Here is a 21,301-nt window from a genome sequence, read left to right on the forward strand (position 1 = left end):
GCGACCAGACCGCGGCGAAGCGGGCTGGGGCTAGGAGATGTAAACGATGGCATTGTTGCCTCCGGTGCAGGTCACGTACTCGCCGTTATCCCTGCACTTCATGGAGTAGGTCTGCCCCGTGACGGACGAATACGCGGAAACCGTGCCGTTTGTCCTGTCGGTATCCAGGTAGTGGGTCACAAAAGCATCGCGGACGGCCACTGCGAAAGGCTTAGAAGTAAGGTCGCTGCCGGTGTAAACGTTGTTGAAGTCGCCCGCAGGCTTGCCTTCTTCAGCTGCACTGTTGGCCGGCGCCGCGCCGGAAGGCAGTTTCGGATGAGCCGGGCGGGACTCCTCCTCGTCGTCCGTGGCTTCTTCCTCGTCGTCGGTTGCGGCGTCTTCGTCTTCCGCGGCCGCATCCTCGTCGTCAGCGCCTTCGCCTTCTTCGCCCTGCGACTGGGAGGAGCTGCTCGCAGCCTTGCCGTCGCTGCCTTCCGTGCCGTCCTTGTCGCCAATCCAGCCCATGTAATATGCCGCGCCCGCGACCAGGGCAAGGGCAAGAAGCACAGCCAGCACGACGCCTAGGATCGGCAGGAACTTGCTTTCCTTCTCCGGCTCCTGCGCGTAGGCGTACTGCTGGGCTTGCTGGTCGGGCTGGTACTGGGGTTGCGGGGGCTGCTGGTACTGCTGCCCCTGCCAGTTCTGCTGCTGGTTCTGGGGCGGCTGCGAAGCCTCCCACTGCTGCCAGCGCTGCTGGCTCTGATCCCCCTGCGTACCCTGTGCACCCGAGCCGCCGCTCTGTTTCGACGGCACCTGCCACTGATTCCTCCCCGCACCCTGCTCATTGTGGCGGTACTGCGGCGGCTCCGGCTGATCTGGGTTGTTCTTTCCGACGCCGGGATCAGTGGGGTGCTCGTTAGACATAACCGGGGAACTCCTGCGTTGAAACGTCTTGTCAGTATTTAAACTAATCCAACTTTAGGCGCTCTCCCGGCCTCGCGGGTAGCGAACCATTAAGCCCGCTCACCCCGAGTGCGCACTCTAGTGCGCGAAGTGGCGCTCACCGGTGAGGTACATGATGACGCCCGCCTTCTCCGCCGCCTCGATGACCTCCGCGTCGCGGACCGAGCCGCCCGGCTGCACAACTGCGCGGACGCCAGCATTAGCCAGCACCTCAAAGCCGTCGGCGAAGGGGAAGAAGGCATCCGAGGCCGCAACTGCACCCTCGGCGCGCTTCTCGTCGCCTGCCAGGGAGTTTGCACGCTCCACGGCCAGCTTGGCAGCGTCCACGCGGTTTACCTGGCCCATGCCCACGCCTACGGTGGCGTCATCCTTGGCCAGCAAGATGGCGTTCGACTTCACCGCGCGCACGGTGCGCCATGCGAACTCCAGCTCACGCAGGGTGGCCTCGTCGGCAGCCTCGCCAGCGGCCAGGGTCCAGTTGCTCGGGTCGTCGCCCTTGGCGTCGATGGCGTCCACCTGCTGCACCAGCAGGCCGCCGGAGATCTCGCGGCCCTGCAGCTCCGGCTCCTCACTCGGAGCATCCGCCTGCAGGATGCGGATGTTCTTCTTCTGGGACAGGACCTCTACTGCGCCCTCCTCGTAGCCCGGCGCGATGATGACCTCGGTGAATACCTCGGCTACCTGGTTGGCCATTTCCACGCTGACCTCACGGTTCACTGCGATCACGCCGCCGAATGCGGACATCGGGTCGCAGGCGTGTGCCTTCTTGTGAGCATCGGCGATGGACTCGTCGGAGACCGCAATGCCGCACGGGTTGGCGTGCTTGATGATGGCCACGGTCGGGCGCTTATGATCCCACGCGGCGCGCCAGGCAGCATCCGCGTCGGTGTAGTTGTTGTAGCTCATCTCCTTGCCGTGGAACTGCTTGGCGCCGGCCAGGCCGGTGCCGTCGGAGTACAGCGCCGCAGCCTGGTGCGGGTTCTCGCCGTAGCGCAGCACGTTGGCCCGCTCATAGGAGGCGCCGATCCACTCGGGGAACTGCACGCCTGCATCCGACTCCGCGTCTGCCCCGGCTTGCGCGGCGGTCTGCTCGCCCATCCAGGTCGCAACGGCCACGTCGTAAGCGGCGGTGTGACGGAACGCATCCACGGCCAGGTCGGTGCGCTCGGCGCGGGTGAAGCCCCCGGCATTGGCAGCGGCCACGACGTCCTCGTAGCGGTTGGGATCCACCACAACGGCCACGGACGGGTGGTTCTTTGCGGCGGCGCGCACCATGGACGGGCCACCGATGTCGATCTGCTCCACGCAGGCATCGAAATCAGCGCCGGAAGCCACCGTCTCGGTGAACGGGTACAGGTTCACAACAACCAGCTGGAAGGCCTCAACATCCAGGTCCTCCAGCTGCTTCAGGTGGTCTTCCTTGCGGGTGTCGGCCAGGATGCCCGCGTGCACGCGCGGGTGCAGCGTCTTCACGCGGCCTTCCAGCACCTCCGGGAATCCGGTCAGCGCTTCCACCTCGGTCACGGGCACTCCGGCGTCCGCGATCTTCTTGGCGGTGGAGCCGGTGGAGACGATGTCCACGCCCGCGGAGTGCAGCCCCTTGGCTAGCTCCTCCAGGCCGGTCTTGTCGTACACGCTGATCAGCGCGCGACGGATTTCCTTCTTGTCTGCGCCGTTGGTTGCTGTGGTGCCATCACTCATGGTTTTGGATCCTGGCCTTTCGTTCCTAGAAGGTTCCCTGTTCTTGAAAATCGTGCAGCACCTCTACCAAGAGTGTGCGCTCCACCTTCTTGATTCTCTCATGCAAGCTGTCGACCGTGTCGTCCCGCGCGACCTCCACCGCCTTTTGGGCGATGATCGGCCCCGTGTCCACGCCACTATCTACAACATGAACTGTAGACCCGGTTACGCGAACACCGTAATTTAGTGCGTCTTCGACGGCGTGCGCCCCGGGGAATGCGGGCAGCAGCGCCGGGTGGGTGTTGATGATCTTCCCCTCAAAACGCTCGACCACCTTCGGGCCGATGATGCGCATGAAGCCGGCGCTCACCACCAGGTCGGGCTCGTAGCTGGCGAGCTTGTCCGCCAGCTCTTCGTTCCACTTCTCCCGATCGGTCTGCTTTGGCACGTATTCGACCAGGAAGTTCTCGATGCCCGCGCGCTCAGCGCGCTCCAGCGCCTCGCATGGTCGGTCGCTACCCACGGCGAGGATTTCCACCCGCGAGCGGTCGACGTTATCAATCACGCTCTGGAGCAGAGTCCCCGTCCCGCTCGCCAGAATCACTATCCTCATCGTCTGTTTCTTCCTCTGTTTCTGTGTCTTCTTTGTCTTCTGTGTCTGCTGTGTCTGCTAGATCTTCTCGTTCTTTCTTAGTGACGCCCCCATCTTCCCCGTCCTCCGGTTCCTCCGTAGGGGCGTCATCTTCAGAAGAGTCAGTATCCGTGCTTTCCGCACCGTCCGCTACATCGTCAGCATCGTCAGCGCCTGCCTCGGCATCATGCTCAGTCTCAGTCTGAGCCTGCTGGGATGCGCCAGGCTCCACAACCTCGGCCTCCGGGATGTCCTCAGTCACAGACTCGCCACGGCGGGCCGTGAAGAACATCATGACGGCGGCGGGCACCAACAGCCAGGCAGCGAGCTCTACAGCAAACAGCCACTCGACCGCACCCGCGCGCCCGTACACGCCCAGCTCACCACCAGCCAGCCAGGAGGTGCAGAAGCCGATCAGCCCGGCGCAGGCACCAGCCCCCACGCCCTGCAGCAGCGGCGCCTCCACATAAGTGCGGCCACGCAGGAACGTGTAAACGCACGCGACCGCCACACAAGCGGGGACGGCCAGCAGCACAGCGCCGAAAGGAATCTGATCGTTGGGGACCGCCGCCAAGACCGGCAACGGCGGCAGGTTCACGTTGTTGGCGGTAAAGAGGCTGACCGCGCCGTTACCGACGTGGAACTCGCCGCCCAGCAGCACCGCCATCGCCGCGACCACCACATTTGGCACATACAGCAACGCGACGAAGGTCAGCCCCAGAACACCCATAGTGGAGGAGGTGATTTCGTAGGCCTTGCCGACTGCCTCCATGTTCGTCAATAGATATACGGCAGCGGCGAGGGCACCGGCTGCGGCCATCCACTTGAGGAAGCGTCCGGCTAGCAGCATCGACTCCACCGGCCACGTGGACCAACCACGGCGCAGCAACAGTGCTCGCCACACGCGGGCCCGCATGCCGATAACAATCGCAGCGCCGTTCACCAGCGCCGTGGAGATCAGCGCCACCAGCAGGTTCGGCGGGGTGATGTCGTAGACCCTGGAGGCATCCCACAGCATCACCCACGCAATGCACGTCAGCAGCATGGGAATCAGCAGGCTTAATGTGGTGAATACCCGCAGGCCGCGCACGCTTATCGAATTGCCCAGCACCGTGGTCGCACGCTTCGCATGCCCCCACACCAACACCAGCGCGGGCAGCAGCGGCACGAAGCCCAGCTTCGCCCCCGCCATCTCGATGGGAGCCAGGTTGAACACCATCCACATCGAGGCGATGCTGGCGGGCACCTTATTAAACCCTGCGCCGATGCCGATGAGTACGGCGATGATGACGATGACGCCCAGAGTTACAGCGTGATTAATCATTAGCTGGGGGCCGAAGCGTTTGACGTGGGGCTTCCACTTCGACCACCAGTCCGCGACCGCAGCCTTCACACCGCCAGCCGACGCATCTGCGGCGGCCTTGGACTTGGCCTTCGGAGTGGCCTTAGCGTTCGTGGCGCCGGTCGGCTTCGCCGCTACAAAGCGTTCGTGCCCCGAGCCTTCGGAGATGTGGGCGCCGGTGCCTTTATTGCCAGTGCCTTTAATTCTGTCTGCACTGCTGGCAGCCGACGTCCGCCTGGTGCGGCTGGAGCCGGGGCGTCGGGAAGACGCAGATCGTCGGGATCCGGGTCGTTGGGCAGCAGAATCTTTACTCACCCGTCCCATTGTGCCTAACAGTGGCAGCTACCTGGCGGACTGACCCACCTTCTAGGCCCCCTTCTACGCCCGTTTAGCATTCACCCTGCGTCCGGACTGCACCCCCGTTACACCCACGCCGTACCCTCTCTACCCCCTTTAGCGCCGACACACTTAAGGTAATACTTGAGGGTTTGAGGGAAACGTAACCAAGATCACTAGCGGGGTTTGATCGCCATATAACCAGTAAAAAATCGTCTGGAACAGGGGGAATGCATCCTTATAGCCAGATAAGACTGACTCCACTACCCCCGCAATGTAACCAAAGCGTTATTTTTGACCGATTTAGTTGCCGCAATGTTGCCAAACCGATAGTGTTACGTTCCGTTGATAACAAAGTGGTTACAAATTGCTTTCGCAACAGACTCAAGCCCCAACCATGAGGCTCGAGGAAGAGCGAAAGCGATAGTGCGAAATCACATGTGACAGTTGTTAAGAAACATCGATTAGGTCAAAGGGTTACTAGGACAGTGCGAAACACTACTGAAGCGAGCCGTACCGGCATCCACCGCAAGCAGGAGCACACCGCGAAGCGCCGCTTCGCGCTCGTGGCCGTCGCCACCACCGCTGTGACTACTGCTGGCGCTGCCGGCGCTACCGCCGGTGCATCCCAGAACTCCAAGGACGACATCGCCCTGGCTTCCGAGAACACCACCATCCTCGCCCAGGGCGAGGGTGCTCAGGGCTCTGCAGCTCCGGCGGACGCTCAGGCGACCGCCAACGAGGCTCCGCAGATCCTCGAGGTTCCGCAGGCTAAGCCGGTTTCCGATCTGTCTCAGCAGCTCGACTCCGCCCTGCGCTTCGCCAAGGAGCGCACCGAGGCTGACCTGGCTGCCCGTATGCCCGAGTTCGTCAAGCCCGCCGAGGGCACCTTCACCTCCGGCTTCGGCCCGCGTTGGGGCACCTTCCACTACGGCGTCGACATAGCCAACGCCGTGGGCACCGCCATCCGTGCAGTCCACGACGGCACCGTCATCGACTCCGGCCCTGCTTCCGGCTTCGGCAACTGGATCCGCATCAAGCACGACGACGGCACCGTCACCGTCTACGGCCACATGGCCACCCTGGACGTTAAGGTTGGCGACCGTGTAACCAGCGGCCAGAAGATCGCTGGAATGGGCTCCCTGGGCTTCTCCACTGGCTCCCACCTGCACTTCGAGGTTCGCCCGAACGGTGGCGAGGCTATCGACCCGAAGCCTTGGCTCGCCGAGCGCGGCATCCAGCTTTAAGGCTTAGCTAGAACCACAAAGGAAACCTCCCGACTGCCTCTGTAAAGGCGGTCGGGAGGTTTTTCGCCTGCCTCCTGCGACTTTGGCTTTCGAGGTGGGGATCCCCCCACCCCGGAAGCCGAGGCTTTCCGAAGTTTTACTTCAGAGCAGCGCCGATCTGCTTAGCCGCATTGGTCACACCGTCGTGGGACATGTGCAGAGTCAGGTTGTAGTGCGGAGTCTGGGTATCGATGACTCCGGCAACCCAAGCCTTACCGCCCGGCTGGCAGGTATCGTGCCCGCGGGTGGAGCGGTGCAGGTCAACGAAAACGCCACCGTTGCGCTTGGCGGCATCGTTAGCCTGGCGCCACAGCTGACGCTCGGCTTCCTTCACGATCGGGAACGGAGCCTGAATCGGCGGCAGACCATTCAGACGGATCAGGCAGAGGCCAGCGCGATCGTTCGTGAGGTGCGGGTAGCTCACAAACTGGATACGAGCGTTCGGAGCAGCGCGCTTGATCTTGTTAGCGAGACGATCATAGGACCGAGCCGCTGCACGGTTGTTGATCGGATCCAGGGTGCGGTAGGTGTCGTTAGCACCGACCATGATCGGCACGTTGCGCGTGTGGCGGTTCAGCTTGCCGTCGCGGATAGCCTGATCAAGGCGAGCCTCCAGCGGCTCGCGGCCCAGGTACAGCTCCTTGCCGTTGCAGGAGTAGTCATCCACGCGCGCGCCCGTCAGGCGCTGCAGCTCAGTTGCCACGCGGAACTTGCCCTTGATGCAACCACGCGCGCCACCGCGCTTGGCGTCAATAATCTGGTTGAGCGTCGTGTTAGCAAAGTAGGAATCACCGAGCAGCACGGTGTTTCCCGGGGCAGCCTGGGCAGCAGGCGCCAGACCCATGACAGATCCCGCTACGGCGACAGCCGCAGTCAGAATGCGTGCAATTTTCTTCATCAGTTTCTCCCGTATGTGTTTTTATGCCGTACTAAGGCTATCGATCGAGAAGCGAAAATGTTAGCTGTTCGGAAGCTTTGCCGGCATGACCTTACCAGTTGCGTTTCGCGGAAGCTTATCCAGGAACGTAACCTCACGTGGAACGGAGTGCTCCGCCAGGTTGTCGCTGACCCATTCCTGGACAGACTCCTTGGTCAGCGCCTCGCCCTCCGGGTTGTCTTCACGCACGATCCAGACGGCCATGCGCTTAAAGCTCTCTTCATCGTCCACGCCCTTTGCGTAGAGGTCTCGAATGCCAGGCATCGGCGCCAGCACCTCTTCCACGCTGCGCGGGTACACGTTCTCGCCGCCGACGATGATCATGTCGTCCGCCCGGCCGAGCACGAACAGGCGACCGTCCTCATCGAGGTATCCGCGGTCGCCGATCTCCAGCAGCCCGTGCTTGATCTTCATCTGATCGCGCGTGTGGGCATAGCGGCGCATGGTCATGGTGCCCCGGGCATAGATGCGGCCCGGGGTGTTCGGCGGCAGCACGTTGCCGTCGTCGTCCAAGATCTTGACGCGCACGCCACGCACCGGGCGCCCGGCCAGAGCCGGGTTCTCGACCAGTTCCTCCCTCTTTGCAATGGCGACCACGCTGTTTTCGGTGGATCCGTAGAAGTTGCAGACCACGGGACCGAATTGCTTGTGCAGGCCGCGGAGCAGATCTTCGTGCATGGCGTTACCAGAGGACACGATGAACTCAATCGACGAAGCGTCGTAGTCGCCGTTCTGCGCGACCTTGAGCTGCTCCTTGATGAAGATAGGCGAGGTGATGATGCCGTTGACCTTGTAACGATCGACGTCCTCCATCGCCTGCACTGGGTCGAAGTCACGGCGGAACACCACGGTCGCGCGGTGGGCGAAGATCAGGTTGAGGTTCGCCCAGCCCCACGAGTGGAACATCGAGGCGGTCTGCTGGATCATCATCTCCGCCCGCCACGGGATCCAGGTGACAAGGTCCGCCAGCGGAGTCGGGATGGGCGGCTCCCGGTGCACTACGGCCTTCGGGGTGCCAGAGGTGCCGGAGCTCAAGATGGTGATGAAGCCACGCTTCGGGATCGTGGGCAGTTTCTCCTCCGTCTCGGAGGGGGCGCGGTCAATGACCTGCTGGAAGGTTTTCCATTCCGGGTTCGGAGCCTGCGGGTTCTCCAGATCCTCCGCATAGCCGATGATCACCTTGGCGCGCGAATAGTCCGCGGGCAGCCTGTCCGCGAACTCCTCATCAATGATGATGGTGTGAACATCCAGCTCATCCATACTCTTCTGCAGCTGGACTGGACTGGAAGCCGGGTTGAGCAGGCTAATGTCCGCCCCGATGAATCCCTTGGCGACCAGCGCGTAGACGACCACGCGGGAATTGCGGGCCATGACCGCAATATTCTTTCCCGGCCCCAGACCCATACGCTGCAGTGCGCGGGCGAAGGCCAGCGAATCGCTACGAACCTCCGCATACGTACGCTCGCCGATGTCATCGATGATGGCCGTACGGTTCGGCGCCACTTCTGCGGCGTACCACGCTTGACGTCCAGCGGTGAAGCCGTAGCGGGCGATGCTCTCGACCAGCTTGGCTTTCCCCTTAACCCCGCCACCCCTGACGACTACGCCCGATTTCAGCGCAGTTCCCAGGCCAGTGGCAATAGCGTGGGTCTCCGCCCAGGCGGCCTCGCCCAGGTGCTTAAGGTCTTGCAATTTGGAAGTCACTTGTTGATTGTTCTGCATTAATACCCTTCTAGTTACGCCTAACCCATCGAAAGAGGATGCTGTTACGTTACATTAAGAAAATATTTTCTGCGCAACATTAGCCACATTCGTCACTCCAGCAACACGCCTGCTCGGGCGTGCCGCCACAGCCCCCAGGGGTCTAGAGCTTCTCCATCGGCACGCCGCCGAACAGCATCAGACGCACCGTGCCCTGGCTGCCGAAGTCGATCATGCAGGTCGTGTGCGATCCGCTACCGTCCACGCTCTTCACCGTGCCCAGGCCGTACTTGTCGTGGTTGACCTTGTCCCCCACCGCCAAGTCCAGATCCTGGTTCTTCTTCGCTCCGGCCCCGAAGACAGGCTTCGACTTCTTCGCCGGCTTCCGGTAGGACTGGCCGCCCCAGCCGCTGGATCCCGCACCCCAGCCGCCTGAGCCGCCGAAGCTGGTGCCATCGGCATAGCCACCGCCACCCCAGGCGGAATCCACACCACTGCCGAAGCGGGCGGGCTCCTCGCGGATCCACTCCATCAAATCCTCCGGCACCTCGGACAAGAAGCGCGACGGCGGGTTGTTCACTGGCGCGCCCCAACCGCTGCGCGTAATCGCGCGGGTAAGGAACAGCCGCTGCTTCGCGCGGGTAATGCCCACATAGGCCAAGCGGCGCTCCTCGGCCAGCTCCATCGGGTCGCCCAGGGCGCGCATGTGCGGGAACTGTCCGTCCTCCCAGCCGGTCAGGAACACCACGGGGAACTCCAGCCCCTTGGCGGTGTGCAACGTCATGAGAGTCACCATGTCCTGCTCGTCCGCGGGAATCTGGTCCGCGTCCGCCACCAAGCTCACGCGCTCCAGGAAAGCCTGCAAGCTGCCCAGCGGCGCCTCACCTTCGGCGAGCATGGCGTCGGCAGGGTCGGCACTGTTCTCGGCGCTGTCGTCGGCACCGTCGCTCCCACCGCTGCCACCCGGCATCTCCTCGTACGCCTTCAGGTTCGCCGACTCCTGCGAGAACTCATGCCCCACGCTCACCAGCTCGTTCAAGTTGTCCAGGCGCGCACCGTCCTGCGGGTCGTTGGACTTCTCCAGCAGCTCCTTGTAGCCGGTCACATCCAGCACCGCGGAGATCACCCGCCCCAGGTCGGGCAGTCCCAGGCCGGACCCGTCTGAGGCCGTCATCACCATAGACTCTGTCTCCGCCCGCAGCGCGTCCATCATCTCCAGGAACTTGCCAATGGAATTGCGGCCGCGTGCGGAAAGGCCAGCCACCTTCCCCGCGGCGGCGTCACCAAGAGCAGCCGAAAAACCGATTCCCTGGCCTTCCGCGTGAACAGTGACCTGTGCAATGGCCTTATCCCCGATACCGCGCCGCGGGGTGTTGATGATGCGCCGCAGCGCCACCGTGTCGTCCGCGTTATCCAATACCTTGAGATAAGCCACGATGTCGCGGATCTCGCGGCGCTCGTAGAAGCGCGTACCACCGACGACCTTGTACGGCATGCCGGAGCGCACCAGCACGTCCTCGATCGCACGAGAGGCGTTATTGGTGCGGTACATGATCGAGATGTCGCCGTAGGAGTAGCCCTCGTTATCCACCAGGTCGTCGATCTGCTCGACGATGAAGTTCGCCTCGTCGTGCTCGTTGTCCGCAACGTAGCCGCCGATCAGCTCGCCATCACCCAAATCCGTCCACAGCTTCTTCGGGCGGCGGCCCTGGTTCCGGTCGATCACCGCGTTCGCAGCGGAAAGGATCTTCTGGGTGGAGCGGTAATTCTGCTCAAGCAGGATGGTGTGCGCATCCGGGTAGTCGCGCTCGAACTCCTCGATGTTGCGGATCGTCGCGCCGCGGAAGGCGTAGATCGACTGGTCGGCATCGCCCACCACGCACAACTCGCACTCGGCCTTCCCCTTACCCGCGAGCGCTGCCACCAGCTCGTATTGCGCGTGGTTGGTGTCCTGGTACTCGTCGACCATGATGTGGCGGAAGCGGCGCCGGTAGTGCTCGCGCACGTCCGGGTTGTTGTTCAGGATCGCCACAACCTCACCGATCAGATCGTCGAAGTCCACCGCGTTCGCCGCCCGCAGGCGGTTCTGATACGTCTTGTACAGCGTGGCGATCTGGGCGGTGTGGGGGTTGGAGTCGCGCTGCGCTTCCTCTAGCGCCCCGGCCGGACCGACCAGCTCGTTCTTCCAATTGGAGATCACATTCAGCACCCCACGGGGCGAGAACTCCTTCAGATCCAGCGAGGCATCCTTGATGATCATCGTCATCAGGCGCTTGGAATCATCCGAGTCGTAGATGCTGAAGTTCGTGTTCAGCCCCGGCGCGAGGTGCGCATTGGCGCGCAGCACGCGCACACAAAAGGAGTGGAACGTGGAGACCCACATGCGCTCCGCCTGCGGCCCGACCATGTCCACAACGCGCTCGCGCATCTCCGCCGCCGCCTTATTAGTGAAGGTGATCGCCAGAATCTGCCACGGCGCCACCCCGTTTGCCAGTAGGTACGCGATACGGCGCGTCAGCACACTCGTCTTGCCGGAGCCCGCGCCCGCCACGATCAACAGCGGGCTGCCCATGTGCTCGACCGCCTGCCGCTGCTGCGGGTTGAGCCCTTCGAGGAGCTTTTCTTTGTGACGCCCCTTCTCCCCCGCGACCGCCCCAGCATCCCTGCGCGGTTGCGCCGGTGTGTGGTGCGGCTGTGTTGGCTGCGGGACAGGCTGCGGACTATCAGAGTGCATGTTCGCCAGCACGCTTTCGTACCCCTCCGGCGGCAGCTCGTCCTCCGGCGGCGGAACCTCGTCGTCGAAGAGCGTCGGTTCTTCAGGCAGCGGCAGGTCGGCGAACGGATCGTGCTGGTTGTTCATGTTTCCCTTCGTGCTCCCTCAAAAAATTTCCCGAAACCCGCTGGCGCCTCTCTCCGGGGGGCTCTTGCGGATCTCGGCTTCCGGACTAGCGGTAGAATACAACGCATGAGCGACAACGATTCTGCGGCTTCGTCGAAGCCCAACGAGTTCACCGTCCGCATGCCCTCGGGCACGGACGATCCCTTGTCGGATTCAGAGATTCAATCCTACCGCGAGGAGATCAACCGCCTCGACCGCGTCATCATCGACGCAATCCACCGTCGCAGCGAAGTATCGAAAGCAATCGGCAAGACGCGCCTGGGTTCCGGTGGCACGAAGCTGGTCTATACCCGCGAGGTCGCCATCATTAACCAGTTCCGCGGGGAGTTCGGCCCAGAGGGCGTAGAAATAGCAAAGGCCCTGCTGCAACTAGGCAGAGGGCGCTTGGGCTAAGGGTCAGCTGGGACCCGCCGGAACTGGACTAGGCCAGGCGGAATCCGGCTCCCACCCCGCCGGCCGCGTTGAGGTCTGCAGCGATCACGTTCCACGCCGCACCGGCCGTCGGCGCGTGCAGCGGCCCCTGCAGCGGGGTGGTGCAGGAAGGCAGGTTGGCCACGCCTCCGTTGACGATGCCGACCAGACGGTTGCCGACGTAGATCGGGCCGCCCGAATCCCCCATAGAGCCGCACAGGTGGGAAACCAGGAACGGCCCGGAGATGGCCAGCATGGGGCCGCAGGAAACTCCGGTAGCCACACCGGTCTTGCACATCTGCTGCAGGCTGGCCGGGGTGGGGCCGCCAAGGGCGTTCAGGTGAACGTTGTTGTAGCCGCGGGTCAGGCGCACCTTGTTGTTGAACTTAATCACGGCGTAATCCGGGTAGCCGTTGCGGACGACGGTGCCGATCTGGCCGGCCCCCTCGGCATCCATAGAAACGACCCGAGCACCGGGCCCACCACAGTGACCTGCGGTGATGCCCACCTTGTTTCCGGCCTTGTCGTAGCCGACCACACCCAGGGTGCAGATGTTGTTGCCAACGTAGATCGGCATCGAAGGCCCGGCCAGAACACTGGGCGCCGCGGCGCGCTGAGCCTGCGGAATGCCCGGAGAAGTGAAGTAGTGGCCCGGAACGCGGTGCGGGCCTGGCTGGCCGGTGGCCTGCAGGAATGCATCTGCGGAACCCGCGGGCGCGGCGGTGGCCTCTGGCGCGGTGAAGGCCGAGCCGAAAACGGCGGAGGCGGCCAGCGCCACGCCCGCCACAAGGGCTCCGAGGCGGCGACGAATGGCGCTGTTGAAGGAGCGCCCAGCTGGGGTTTGAGTGGATACAGATGCGGCTGACATGAGCCCAACCCTATCGCAGAAACACGGATTCACATGCGTCACAGAGGTAACAATTTGGACAAGGTTACCCCTGCTCCCCCGCCTCGCGCTGCGTGGCGCCGACTAGCTGCCGGTGAGCGGGCAATTAGCGCAGGACGGTGACGCTGCCGTCGCCGTTGACCTTGACCTTTGCGGCGAATGCGGCAGCCATGTTCAGGCGCTGCCAGGAGCCACGCGGGCCCTGATCGTCCAGCGGAGAACCGGACGGAATGGCGGTCTGGCGCAGGATGGAGGCGCGCTGGTTGTAGCTCAGCTTCGGGAACTTCGGCAGCAGCAGATCCGGTGCGGCCTGCGGCACGATCATCGGCGCATCCTTGCGGTAGATCTTCGGGAAGCCGTAGGTCATGCGGTCGGTGTACTCGCGCACAGCCTGGTCGGTGGAGCGGTAGGCCTTGTCGCTCTTCACAACCTCGGCGATCGGGCGGCCTGCGCGCCACTCCAGCTCCGCGCGCAGCTCCTTGCCCGCCTGCTGTATTGCGTCGCGCATCTTCGGATCGTTCCAGCGGTCGGCGGCAGCTGCGGTGCCGGACATGCGGCCACCCATGACGTCCAGCGGGTAGTGCACGCCCATGACAATGCGGTTGTTGCCAGCCTCGGAACCACGAGCCAGGATCTGCGGAGCCAGCTCCGGCAGGGTCAGCGCCAGCAGAGTGGTAGACCACACGGCCTGGTTGGTGTGACCAGACGGGTAGGACTTGGAGGTGCCGTAGTACTTGTTCTGGCCGTCCTCGTACTTCTTGATGCGCTCCGGAGCGACCACAAACGGGCGGTCGTAACCGAAAACCATCTTCTCCACGAAGGTGGAGGATGCAACTCCGCCTGCGCGTGCCAGGTAGCCGTTGCCCAACAGGTACTGGGTCTTCGGCAGGCGGTTCTCACGCAGCGCGTCGCGGAAGTGGCGGCCGAGCTCGGCACCCAGCGAGTCGGAGAACGCATCCATCACGCCCGCCTTGTCCGCGCGGGCGTCCTTCTGCGCACGCTGGATGGCAGACGGGTTGCTCTGCGCAGCGTTGTTGATCTTCACAACCTTGTCCAGGTTCTGCTGCATGATTGCCGGGTGGTTGGCGCGCACATCGTTGAAGCCGTCGACGACGTCCAGGTACACGCCGTAGCCGTGGGAGCTGATGTCAGAGATGTAGCCGCCCAGGTACTCCGGGCCGAAAGGCTGCGGAGTTGGGGCGCCCGGGTGCTGCACCGGGTGCGGGTAACCCGGTACTCCCTCGGAACCCGCGATCGTCGGCACGGTCGGCACTGCAACCGCCGGCGCCACGTTCACTACGGAAAGGGACATGGTCGTAGCCATCACAGTGGCCATGGTGATCTTGAGGCTCTTGTTCTTGGTCACTTTTTCTCTCACCCTTGAAGTCTCGTCCTGCAATTTTTTTGACGCCAAGCTTCCAGGCCCGCCCGGCGACTATTGCAATAGTTTTATAAACTCCTGCGGATACTAACCCAGGTTTCTGAACGTCAGGTTAATTTGAGGTTAGGCGCGGGTGACGCTGTGGGCGTCACAAAGAAAAACGCTAAAAAATAAAGCGCTAAACAATAAAGCCTTGCCAGCGCGCAGCTTGCAACGAGTCATCGTTGCTATCACGGGTGAAGGGGAAGTTCTTTAAAACCTGATTGGTGAAGCTATCCACGCGCTGGTTGGCGTTTCGCAGGTCGTAGTAGGTCCGCATCTCCGCATCGTAATCCGCCAGGTCGGCGGTCAGGTTCTCGCTGGCCTGGTAACCGTTCTCCATCACGCGGAAATCGCGCGGCATGCGGGGCTTCAGCTGCGGATCCTGGTTCGGCCACCCCAGGGTAAGCCCCACCACTGGGAAGGTGTAGCGCGGCAGCTCGAGCAGCTCGATCACCCCGGCAGTGTCGTTGTGAATATTGCCCAGATAATTGGCGCCCAGGCCAAAGGACTCGGCGGCGTTCACCACATTCTGCGCCATCAGGCAGGCGTCGGTGAAGGCCTCCACAAAAGCCTTCGTGCGCCCAGCGGCCCGCGGGTCACCGCCGTTTTCCTGCAAGATCTGTGCATTCCGCGCCGTATCCGCCAGGAACAACAGGTACACCGGCGCGCGGCGGACGTACTCCTGGTTGCCGATCTCCGCCAGGCGTTCCCGCAGCTGCGTATCCGTCACGCGAATGATGCTGGCCTGCTGCATCCCGCGGGAAGATGCCGTGCGCATGGCTACGTCATAGATGGTTTCCAGAGTCTGGTCATCCACCGGCTGATCCGTGAACTCCCTGATCGTGCGGTGGGAAAGCTGACGTTCGACCATCGGGTTTGAGTTTGTAGGCATGCCCCCACCCTAGCCAGCCTTAGCAAGAAAAATTTTTCGACTTCCCCGCCTGCGCCGGGAACAAACGTTGGCGATAATACATTCCAATACTGTTAGCCTGTGCGGTTCGCTACCTAACCGCCACGCGCTGAGCTTTTCTAGATAGGTACGTTCAAGAGTTTCCCAAGGAAGTATTGCTTACATGATCATCGCAGTTATCATCCTCGCCATCCTCGTAGTCCTCGCCATCATCTGGTTCGCCATGTATAACGGCCTCGTCAAGAAGCGGAACTCGGTTAACGAGGCGTACGCTCAGATCGATACCCAGCTGCAGCGCCGCGGCGACCTGATCCCCAACCTGGTCGCCACCGTCAAGGGCTATGCCAACCACGAAGCCAAGGTGTTCCACGACATCGCCGAGCTGCGTACCGCCACCGAACGCGCCCAAGCGACCGGCAGCGTGCAGGATGCCTCCCAGGCCGACGCTGTATTCGGCCGCACCATGGCCACGCTGCGCGCTACCGCCGAGGCGTACCCGGAGCTGCAGGCTTCCCGCAACTTCCAACAGCTGCAGGAGGAGCTCGCCTCCACCGAGAACAAGGTAGGCTTCGCCCGCCAGTACTACAACGCCTCCACGAACACCTACAACACCGCAATTCAGTCCGTGCCGACCAACATCGTCGCTTCCGTGCATGGCTTCCAGCCCTTCGGCTTCTTCCAGGTGGAAGAGTCCAAGCGCCAGGCTCCGGACGTTTCTTTCTAGCTTTCTTGCCCTGCCCCGCCCCCTCAATGCCACTTCCGCTTCTTAAGCGTCGCACCTAGCGGGCAGGACTCGTGAGCACTGAAAGTGCTGAAAGGACGGATAACGGACAATGTCCAACCAGCCAAGAACCTTTGACGAATCGCTTTCGCAGCTACGCAAAGGCATCGCCGTCGCGTGGATTGCGAACGTGTTTGTACTGCAGCTTTCCATCGTCGCGTGCGCCTGTGCGGCCTACGTGGGCATCCAGGGTAGCGATATTGACTACAACACCCTGGGCAAGGTCATCCTGATCTCCGCCGGAGTCGCCATCCCGGTTGCCGCGCTGATCCTGCTGTACTCGTATTTCTTTTCCACCAAGACCGTGATTTCCGCCATCGGTGGCGAAAAGCGCAAAATGGAAAAGGGCATGGTCTACAACATCGTGGAAGAGATGTCGATCGCCGCAGGCCTGCCCTCCCCGCCGAAGGTTTATGTGCTCATCGGCACCGGAGTGCCCAATGCCTACGCCCTGGGAGGCAAGCGCAACAAGCCCCATACCGGCACCATCGTCGTCACCGAAGAGCTTGGGTACCTGCTGAATCGCGAGCAGATGCAGGCGGTCATTGCCCACGAGATGAGCCACTTGACCGCCGACGATAATCGCGTGATGACGCAGCTGGTGGCCATCGCATCTGTTATTTCCATCTTGCAGTCGGTGTTTATCTACGGCAGCTTCAGCAACAACAACCGGAGCCGCTCTAGCTCCAACTCGAACGGCGGCGGAAACGCTATCGCCGCCATCGTGATCTTGCTGATCTCCTTCTGTGTAATCCTCGCCGCCCCTGCGCTGGCCAATATCGCCAGAGCCTACATGTCTCGCCACCGCGAGCAACAGGCCGATAGCCACGGGGTCTCCCTGTGTCGTAACCCCACCGCACTGGCGCAAGCCCTGATCACTATCCGCGCGTTCCACCAGGCGAACCCTTCAACCGTGCAGAACTCCATGTACGGCACACCTGGCTCCCTGGCGCTGTACGCGCCGGAGCAGGACATCATCCAGGGCTTCCACAATTCCGACGCAAGCAAGAAGGGGTCCGTCTTCAAGCGCGCCATGACGAAGAAACGGAATTTTTCCGCTACCCACCCGCCGATCTGGGAAAGGGTCAACGCGCTGATTGCCATGGGTGCCTACGTGCAGGGTTTCGTCCCTTACGTCCCAGAGCACGCACAGATCGCCGGGCACATCCAGTAGCCTGGGGCTTCCTATGACTCCCCTCTCCTACACCTCGACCGACGGCTTCCCGGAGCTGCACATGTCGCGGGTCATCGACGCGGACTTTGATGCCGCTTCCGACCGGCTTTTCCGCTGGGGTGTTCAGCGCAGCGGCCTGTTCCGCGTGCGCCCCACCCACGAGGTCGTGGAAACCGGTGCCGAGGTCGCGCTCGGCTTCGGGCCGTGGACGTTTCGCTGCCGGGTGGTCGACGCTTTCTCCGCGCCCGGCCGCTGCGGCTTTACTTATGGCACCCTCCCCGGCCACGCCGAACGAGGCGAGGAGACCTTCACCCTCGAGCGGTTGCAGGATGGAAGGGTTCTTTTTCTTATTGACGCCAAGTCTCAGCCAGCCCGTTTCCCCATGCTGCGCTCAGTCATCGACCTGCCGCGGCGTGCCCTTATCCGCCGCTTCTACCTACGCGCCCTGGACGATAGCTAGCAGCGCTTTCTGTCGAGTATGCATTTTTTCATTACGATGGTTTCTGAGAGCTCACAAAGTTGCCTCCAAAGTGAGGTAGGTCATAAGTGGGCTCGTCGCATATTCTGACTTTTCCCACCTACAGACTGTATGGAGAATTTAAGTGGATCTATACGAGTACCAAGCTCGAGATCTTTTCGAAAACTACGACGTACCTGTCCTGCAGGGCATCGTTGCTACATCATCTGCGGAAGCTGAACGGGCTGCTGAGAAGCTAGGCGGCACCGTAATCGTAAAGGCCCAGGTGAAGGTTGGTGGCCGTGGCAAGGCCGGGGGTGTAAAACTGGCCCACTCGCCGGCCGAAGCAGCCGCGGTGGCGAAGGACATTCTGGGGCTGGATATTAAGGGGCACACCGTGCGCAAGGTCATGGTTGCCGAGGGGGCGGACATTGCCGAGGAGTACTACTTCTCCATCATGCTGGACCGCACGCAGCGCCAGTACCTTGCCATGTTGTCGCGCGAGGGCGGCATGGACATTGAAAAGCTGGCCAAGGAGCGGCCGGAGGCGCTTGTCCGGCGCAATTTCTCCCCGCTGGAGGGGCTGACGGACTCCATTGCTCGCGAAATTGCAGAAGATGCCGGCTTCCCCGCAGACGATGTGGAGAAGCTGGTGCCTGTGCTGAAGAGGCTCTACGAAACCTACGTTGGCGAAGATGCCACCCTGGTCGAGGTCAACCCGCTGGTCAAGACCAATTCCGGGGAGCTGCTGGCGATTGACGGCAAGATGACCTTGGACGACAATGCAAGCTTCCGCCACCCGGAGCATTCCGAGCTGGCGGACCACAACACCACCGATCCGCTGGAGTTGAAGGCCCAGACGATGGGCTTGAACTACGTGAAGCTGGACGGCTCGGTCGGTGTGATCGGCAACGGTGCCGGCCTGGTGATGTCCACCCTGGATGTGGTCGCCTACGCCGGCGAGGAATTCCCCGGTTCGCCGAAGCCCGCCAACTTCCTGGACATCGGCGGTGGTGCCGATGCCGAGATCATGGCCAATGGCTTGGAGGTCATCCTGGCGGATGAGCAAGTCCAGTCGATCTTGGTCAACGTTTTTGGCGGAATCACCGCCTGCGATGAGGTTGCCAACGGAATCATTCAGGCTTACAAGATCCTCCACACCCAAGGAATCGAGCCAAAGCCCCTCGTTGTCCGACTAGATGGCAACAATGCAGAAGAGGGACGGAAGCTCTTGGACGATGCCAACCTGCCGAATCTGCAGCGGGAAGACACGATGGACGGCGCCGCGCGCAAGGCCGCAGAGCTGGCTTCCCAGGCTGATCAGAACAAATAAGCACCACGGATTCCAACAGGTAGAGGACTGAAAAATTATGGCTATTTTTCTAGATCGCGATTCCAAGATCATCGTCCAGGGAATGACCGGCTCGGAGGGCATGAAGCATTCCCAGCGCATGCTGGACTCTGGCTCCAACATTGTCGGCGGAGTGAACCCCTCCAAGGGCGGACAGACGGTCACCTTCGAAGGCGGCAAGCAGGTGCCCGTTTTCGCCTCCGTTGCTGAGGCAATGGAAGAGACTGGCGCGAATGTCTCGGTGATCTTCGTCCCGGCGAAGTTCACCAAGGCTGCGGCAGAAGAGGCAATCAAGGCGGAAATGCCGCTGGTTGTGGTCATTACCGAAGGCGTACCGGTCAACGACACAGCAAGCTTCTTCGCCCTGGCGAAGAACTCCAAGACCCGCATCATCGGGCCGAACTGCCCTGGCATCATTTCTCCCGGCCAGTCCAACGCGGGCATTATCCCGTCTGATTCCGCCGGTGAGGCCGGCAAGATCGGTCTGGTATCCAAGTCCGGCACCCTGACTTACCAGGTGATGCACGAGCTCTCCGATGTGGGATTCACCAGCTGCATTGGCATCGGCGGCGATCCGATTATCGGCACGACTCACATCGATGCGATCGAAGCGTTCCAGAATGACCCAGAGACCAAGGCGATCATCATGATCGGCGAAATTGGTGGTGATGCTGAAGAGCGCGCCGCCGAGTACATCGCGAAGAATGTCTCCAAGCCCGTGGTGGGCTACGTCGCAGGTTTCACTGCCCCGGAGGGCAAGACCATGGGGCATGCCGGAGCCATCGTCAGCGGTTCCTCGGGCACGGCCGAGGCAAAGAAGGTCGCGCTGGAGGGAGCTGGAGTGCGGGTGGGTAAGACCCCCACTCAGGCGGCGGAACTGATGCGGGAAGTGCTCGCCGAGATCGGCGAAGCCTAACGCTAGATAGGGCGAACAACAGGGAGGAAGGGCATGGCCACGGAAGCTCAGAAAGAATCACAGAAGGACTGGGCCGGCGATGCCCAAAATGCCTCGACGGACGGCGAATTCAAGCGGGATACCAATTACATCGGCGACCGCATCGTTGCTTCCGTGACCGGCGAGGAACCGCAGCCTGCCGGCGGGGATGGCAACAGTGGAAGCACTGGTGACGCGCTGCACTGGCCCGTGCAGCCGAACCGCTACCGCCTCATCGCCGCACGCGCCTGCCCGTGGGCACACCGAGCGGTCATCGTGCGGCGCCTGCTGGGGCTGGAGGATGTGATCTCCCTGGGGCTGGCGGGCCCTACCCACGACAAGCGCTCCTGGACTTTCGATCTGGATCCGGGTGGCGTCGACCCCGTACTGCAGATCCCCCGCCTGCAGGATGCGTACTTTAAGCGCTTCCCGGACTACCCGCGGGGCATCACCGTGCCGGCGCTGGTGGAGGAAGAAAGCGGCAAGGTCGTGACCAACGATTTCAATTCGATCGTCCGCGACTTCCAAACAGAGTGGACCGAGTACCAGCGAGCTGGCGCTCCCAACCTGCTTCCACCGGCAGAGCAGCGGGAAGAGATGGAGGAGATCAACGACTTCATCTTCCGAAAGTTCAATAACGGCGTGTACCGGGCTGGGTTTTCGGCGTCACAAGATGCCTACGAACAAGCCTATGAGGATGTATTCGAGGTCCTCGATTGGCTGGAGGAGCGCCTGGCAAACCAGCGGTTCATCTTGGGCGAGCACATCACGGAGACCGACATCCGGGCATACGCCACCCTGATCCGCTTCGATGCTGTCTATCACGGGCACTTCAAGACGAACCGGAACAAGATCAGCGAGATGCCGAATGTCTACGGCTACCTGCGCGAGTTGTTCCAGATCCCTGGGTTCGGCGATACCACCGATTTCAAGGAGATCAAGCAGCACTATTACATCGTCCACCGCGAAGTGAATCCCACGCAGATCGTCCCGGTCGGCCCGGAGCTCTCAGGCCTGGCGCAACCCCATGGCCGCGACCACCTGCCGGGTGCGCCGTTTGCGGAGGGCACCACCCTGCCAGGTAAGTTGCCGGACGCCGAGCGGCTGAAGAACCCCACGCAATTCCAGCGGGAGCTATTTGGCCTGGACTAGAACTTCGCTGAGCAATGAGAAAATCCCCTCGCCGGTATTGAACTAGCCCCCGAAAGTTGGACTGGTTT

Annotated in this window: 18 protein-coding genes; 8 read left to right on the forward strand and 10 right to left on the reverse strand. The window is 62.2% G+C overall.

Annotated elements, in window-relative coordinates; translation table 11 throughout:
* Positions 1–30 precede the first annotated feature (30 nt).
* The 4 genes from HMPREF3166_RS05110 to HMPREF3166_RS05125 all read right to left on the reverse strand — a co-directional run bounded on the left by HMPREF3166_RS05110 (position 31) and on the right by HMPREF3166_RS05125 (position 4,919).
* Positions 31–903 carry a hypothetical protein gene (locus tag HMPREF3166_RS05110; protein WP_070487964.1) on the reverse strand — a complete coding sequence of 291 codons (873 nt, stop codon included), beginning with the start codon at positions 901–903 and terminating at the stop codon, positions 31–33.
* 117 nt (positions 904–1,020) lie between these two features.
* Positions 1,021–2,643 carry a bifunctional phosphoribosylaminoimidazolecarboxamide formyltransferase/IMP cyclohydrolase gene (purH, locus tag HMPREF3166_RS05115; RefSeq protein WP_070487967.1) on the reverse strand — a complete coding sequence of 541 codons (1,623 nt, stop codon included), beginning with the start codon at positions 2,641–2,643 and terminating at the stop codon, positions 1,021–1,023.
* 25 nt (positions 2,644–2,668) lie between these two features.
* A complete protein-coding gene (gene purN / locus HMPREF3166_RS05120; RefSeq protein WP_035004515.1) occupies positions 2,669–3,235 on the reverse strand; it encodes a phosphoribosylglycinamide formyltransferase in 567 nt (188 codons plus the stop codon).
* Positions 3,180–4,919 carry a cell division protein PerM gene (locus HMPREF3166_RS05125; RefSeq protein WP_246816933.1) on the reverse strand — a complete coding sequence of 580 codons (1,740 nt, stop codon included), beginning with the start codon at positions 4,917–4,919 and terminating at the stop codon, positions 3,180–3,182. Before HMPREF3166_RS05125 ends, purN begins: the two co-directional genes overlap by 56 nt.
* Positions 4,920–5,419: 500 nt before the next feature.
* On the opposite strand from HMPREF3166_RS05125, the gene HMPREF3166_RS05130 reads away from it, so the two are divergent.
* Positions 5,420–6,178: a M23 family metallopeptidase gene (locus tag HMPREF3166_RS05130; RefSeq protein ID WP_070487971.1), complete on the forward strand. Its 759-nt coding sequence runs from the start codon at positions 5,420–5,422 to the stop codon at positions 6,176–6,178.
* Positions 6,179–6,314: 136 nt separating this feature from the next.
* Here HMPREF3166_RS05130 and HMPREF3166_RS05135 read toward each other — a convergent pair whose 3' ends face one another.
* From HMPREF3166_RS05135 to HMPREF3166_RS05145, 3 genes are all read right to left on the reverse strand, one after another.
* The gene (locus HMPREF3166_RS05135; protein ID WP_035004211.1) at positions 6,315–7,115 is read right to left on the reverse strand and encodes an SGNH/GDSL hydrolase family protein; all 801 of its coding nucleotides are present in this window, start codon (positions 7,113–7,115) and stop codon (positions 6,315–6,317) included.
* 60 nt (positions 7,116–7,175) lie between these two features.
* Positions 7,176–8,858, reverse strand: a complete 1,683-nt coding sequence (locus tag HMPREF3166_RS05140; RefSeq protein ID WP_237746276.1) for an AMP-binding protein — start codon at positions 8,856–8,858, stop codon at positions 7,176–7,178.
* A gap of 160 nt (positions 8,859–9,018) precedes the next feature.
* Entirely contained in the window at positions 9,019–11,715 is a 2,697-nt protein-coding gene (locus tag HMPREF3166_RS05145; RefSeq protein ID WP_239317439.1) for an ATP-dependent helicase, read from the reverse strand.
* Positions 11,716–11,820: 105 nt separating this feature from the next.
* On the opposite strand from HMPREF3166_RS05145, the gene HMPREF3166_RS05150 reads away from it, so the two are divergent.
* Positions 11,821–12,147 carry a chorismate mutase gene (locus tag HMPREF3166_RS05150; RefSeq protein WP_051901652.1) on the forward strand — a complete coding sequence of 109 codons (327 nt, stop codon included), beginning with the start codon at positions 11,821–11,823 and terminating at the stop codon, positions 12,145–12,147.
* Positions 12,148–12,175: 28 nt separating this feature from the next.
* On the opposite strand, the gene HMPREF3166_RS05155 is transcribed toward HMPREF3166_RS05150, so the two are convergent.
* From HMPREF3166_RS05155 to HMPREF3166_RS05165, 3 genes are all read right to left on the reverse strand, one after another.
* Positions 12,176–13,033 carry a S1 family peptidase gene (locus HMPREF3166_RS05155; RefSeq protein ID WP_070487972.1) on the reverse strand — a complete coding sequence of 286 codons (858 nt, stop codon included), beginning with the start codon at positions 13,031–13,033 and terminating at the stop codon, positions 12,176–12,178.
* A 124-nt stretch (positions 13,034–13,157) separates the two neighbouring features.
* On the reverse strand, positions 13,158–14,417 hold the full coding sequence (locus HMPREF3166_RS05160) for an acid phosphatase (RefSeq protein WP_070487974.1): 1,260 nt from the start codon (positions 14,415–14,417) through the stop codon (positions 13,158–13,160).
* Between the two features lie 193 nt (positions 14,418–14,610).
* Positions 14,611–15,366, reverse strand: a complete 756-nt coding sequence (locus HMPREF3166_RS05165; protein WP_070487976.1) for an NADPH-dependent oxidoreductase — start codon at positions 15,364–15,366, stop codon at positions 14,611–14,613.
* A gap of 181 nt (positions 15,367–15,547) precedes the next feature.
* Here HMPREF3166_RS05165 and HMPREF3166_RS05170 point away from each other — a divergent pair, with 181 nt between their 5' ends.
* The 6 genes from HMPREF3166_RS05170 to HMPREF3166_RS05195 all read left to right on the forward strand — a co-directional run bounded on the left by HMPREF3166_RS05170 (position 15,548) and on the right by HMPREF3166_RS05195 (position 21,233).
* Positions 15,548–16,108, forward strand: coding sequence for a LemA family protein (locus HMPREF3166_RS05170; RefSeq protein WP_070487978.1), 561 nt, complete (start codon positions 15,548–15,550; stop codon positions 16,106–16,108).
* Positions 16,109–16,217: 109 nt separating this feature from the next.
* Positions 16,218–17,339 (forward strand): M48 family metalloprotease, encoded by a 1,122-nt coding sequence (locus tag HMPREF3166_RS05175; RefSeq protein ID WP_070487980.1) that lies wholly within the window; start codon positions 16,218–16,220, stop codon positions 17,337–17,339.
* A gap of 13 nt (positions 17,340–17,352) precedes the next feature.
* Positions 17,353–17,799 (forward strand): DUF1990 family protein, encoded by a 447-nt coding sequence (locus HMPREF3166_RS05180; protein ID WP_070487982.1) that lies wholly within the window; start codon positions 17,353–17,355, stop codon positions 17,797–17,799.
* Between the two features lie 142 nt (positions 17,800–17,941).
* Positions 17,942–19,129, forward strand: a complete 1,188-nt coding sequence (gene sucC / locus HMPREF3166_RS05185; RefSeq protein ID WP_070487984.1) for an ADP-forming succinate--CoA ligase subunit beta — start codon at positions 17,942–17,944, stop codon at positions 19,127–19,129.
* 37 nt (positions 19,130–19,166) lie between these two features.
* A complete protein-coding gene (gene sucD, locus HMPREF3166_RS05190) occupies positions 19,167–20,063 on the forward strand; it encodes a succinate--CoA ligase subunit alpha (protein WP_070487985.1) in 897 nt (298 codons plus the stop codon).
* A gap of 33 nt (positions 20,064–20,096) precedes the next feature.
* Positions 20,097–21,233 (forward strand): glutathione S-transferase family protein, encoded by a 1,137-nt coding sequence (locus HMPREF3166_RS05195; protein ID WP_070487987.1) that lies wholly within the window; start codon positions 20,097–20,099, stop codon positions 21,231–21,233.
* Positions 21,234–21,301 lie beyond the last annotated feature (68 nt).

Source organism: Corynebacterium sp. HMSC08A12 (assembly GCF_001807485.1).
Lineage (GTDB): Bacteria > Actinomycetota > Actinomycetes > Mycobacteriales > Mycobacteriaceae > Corynebacterium > Corynebacterium evansiae.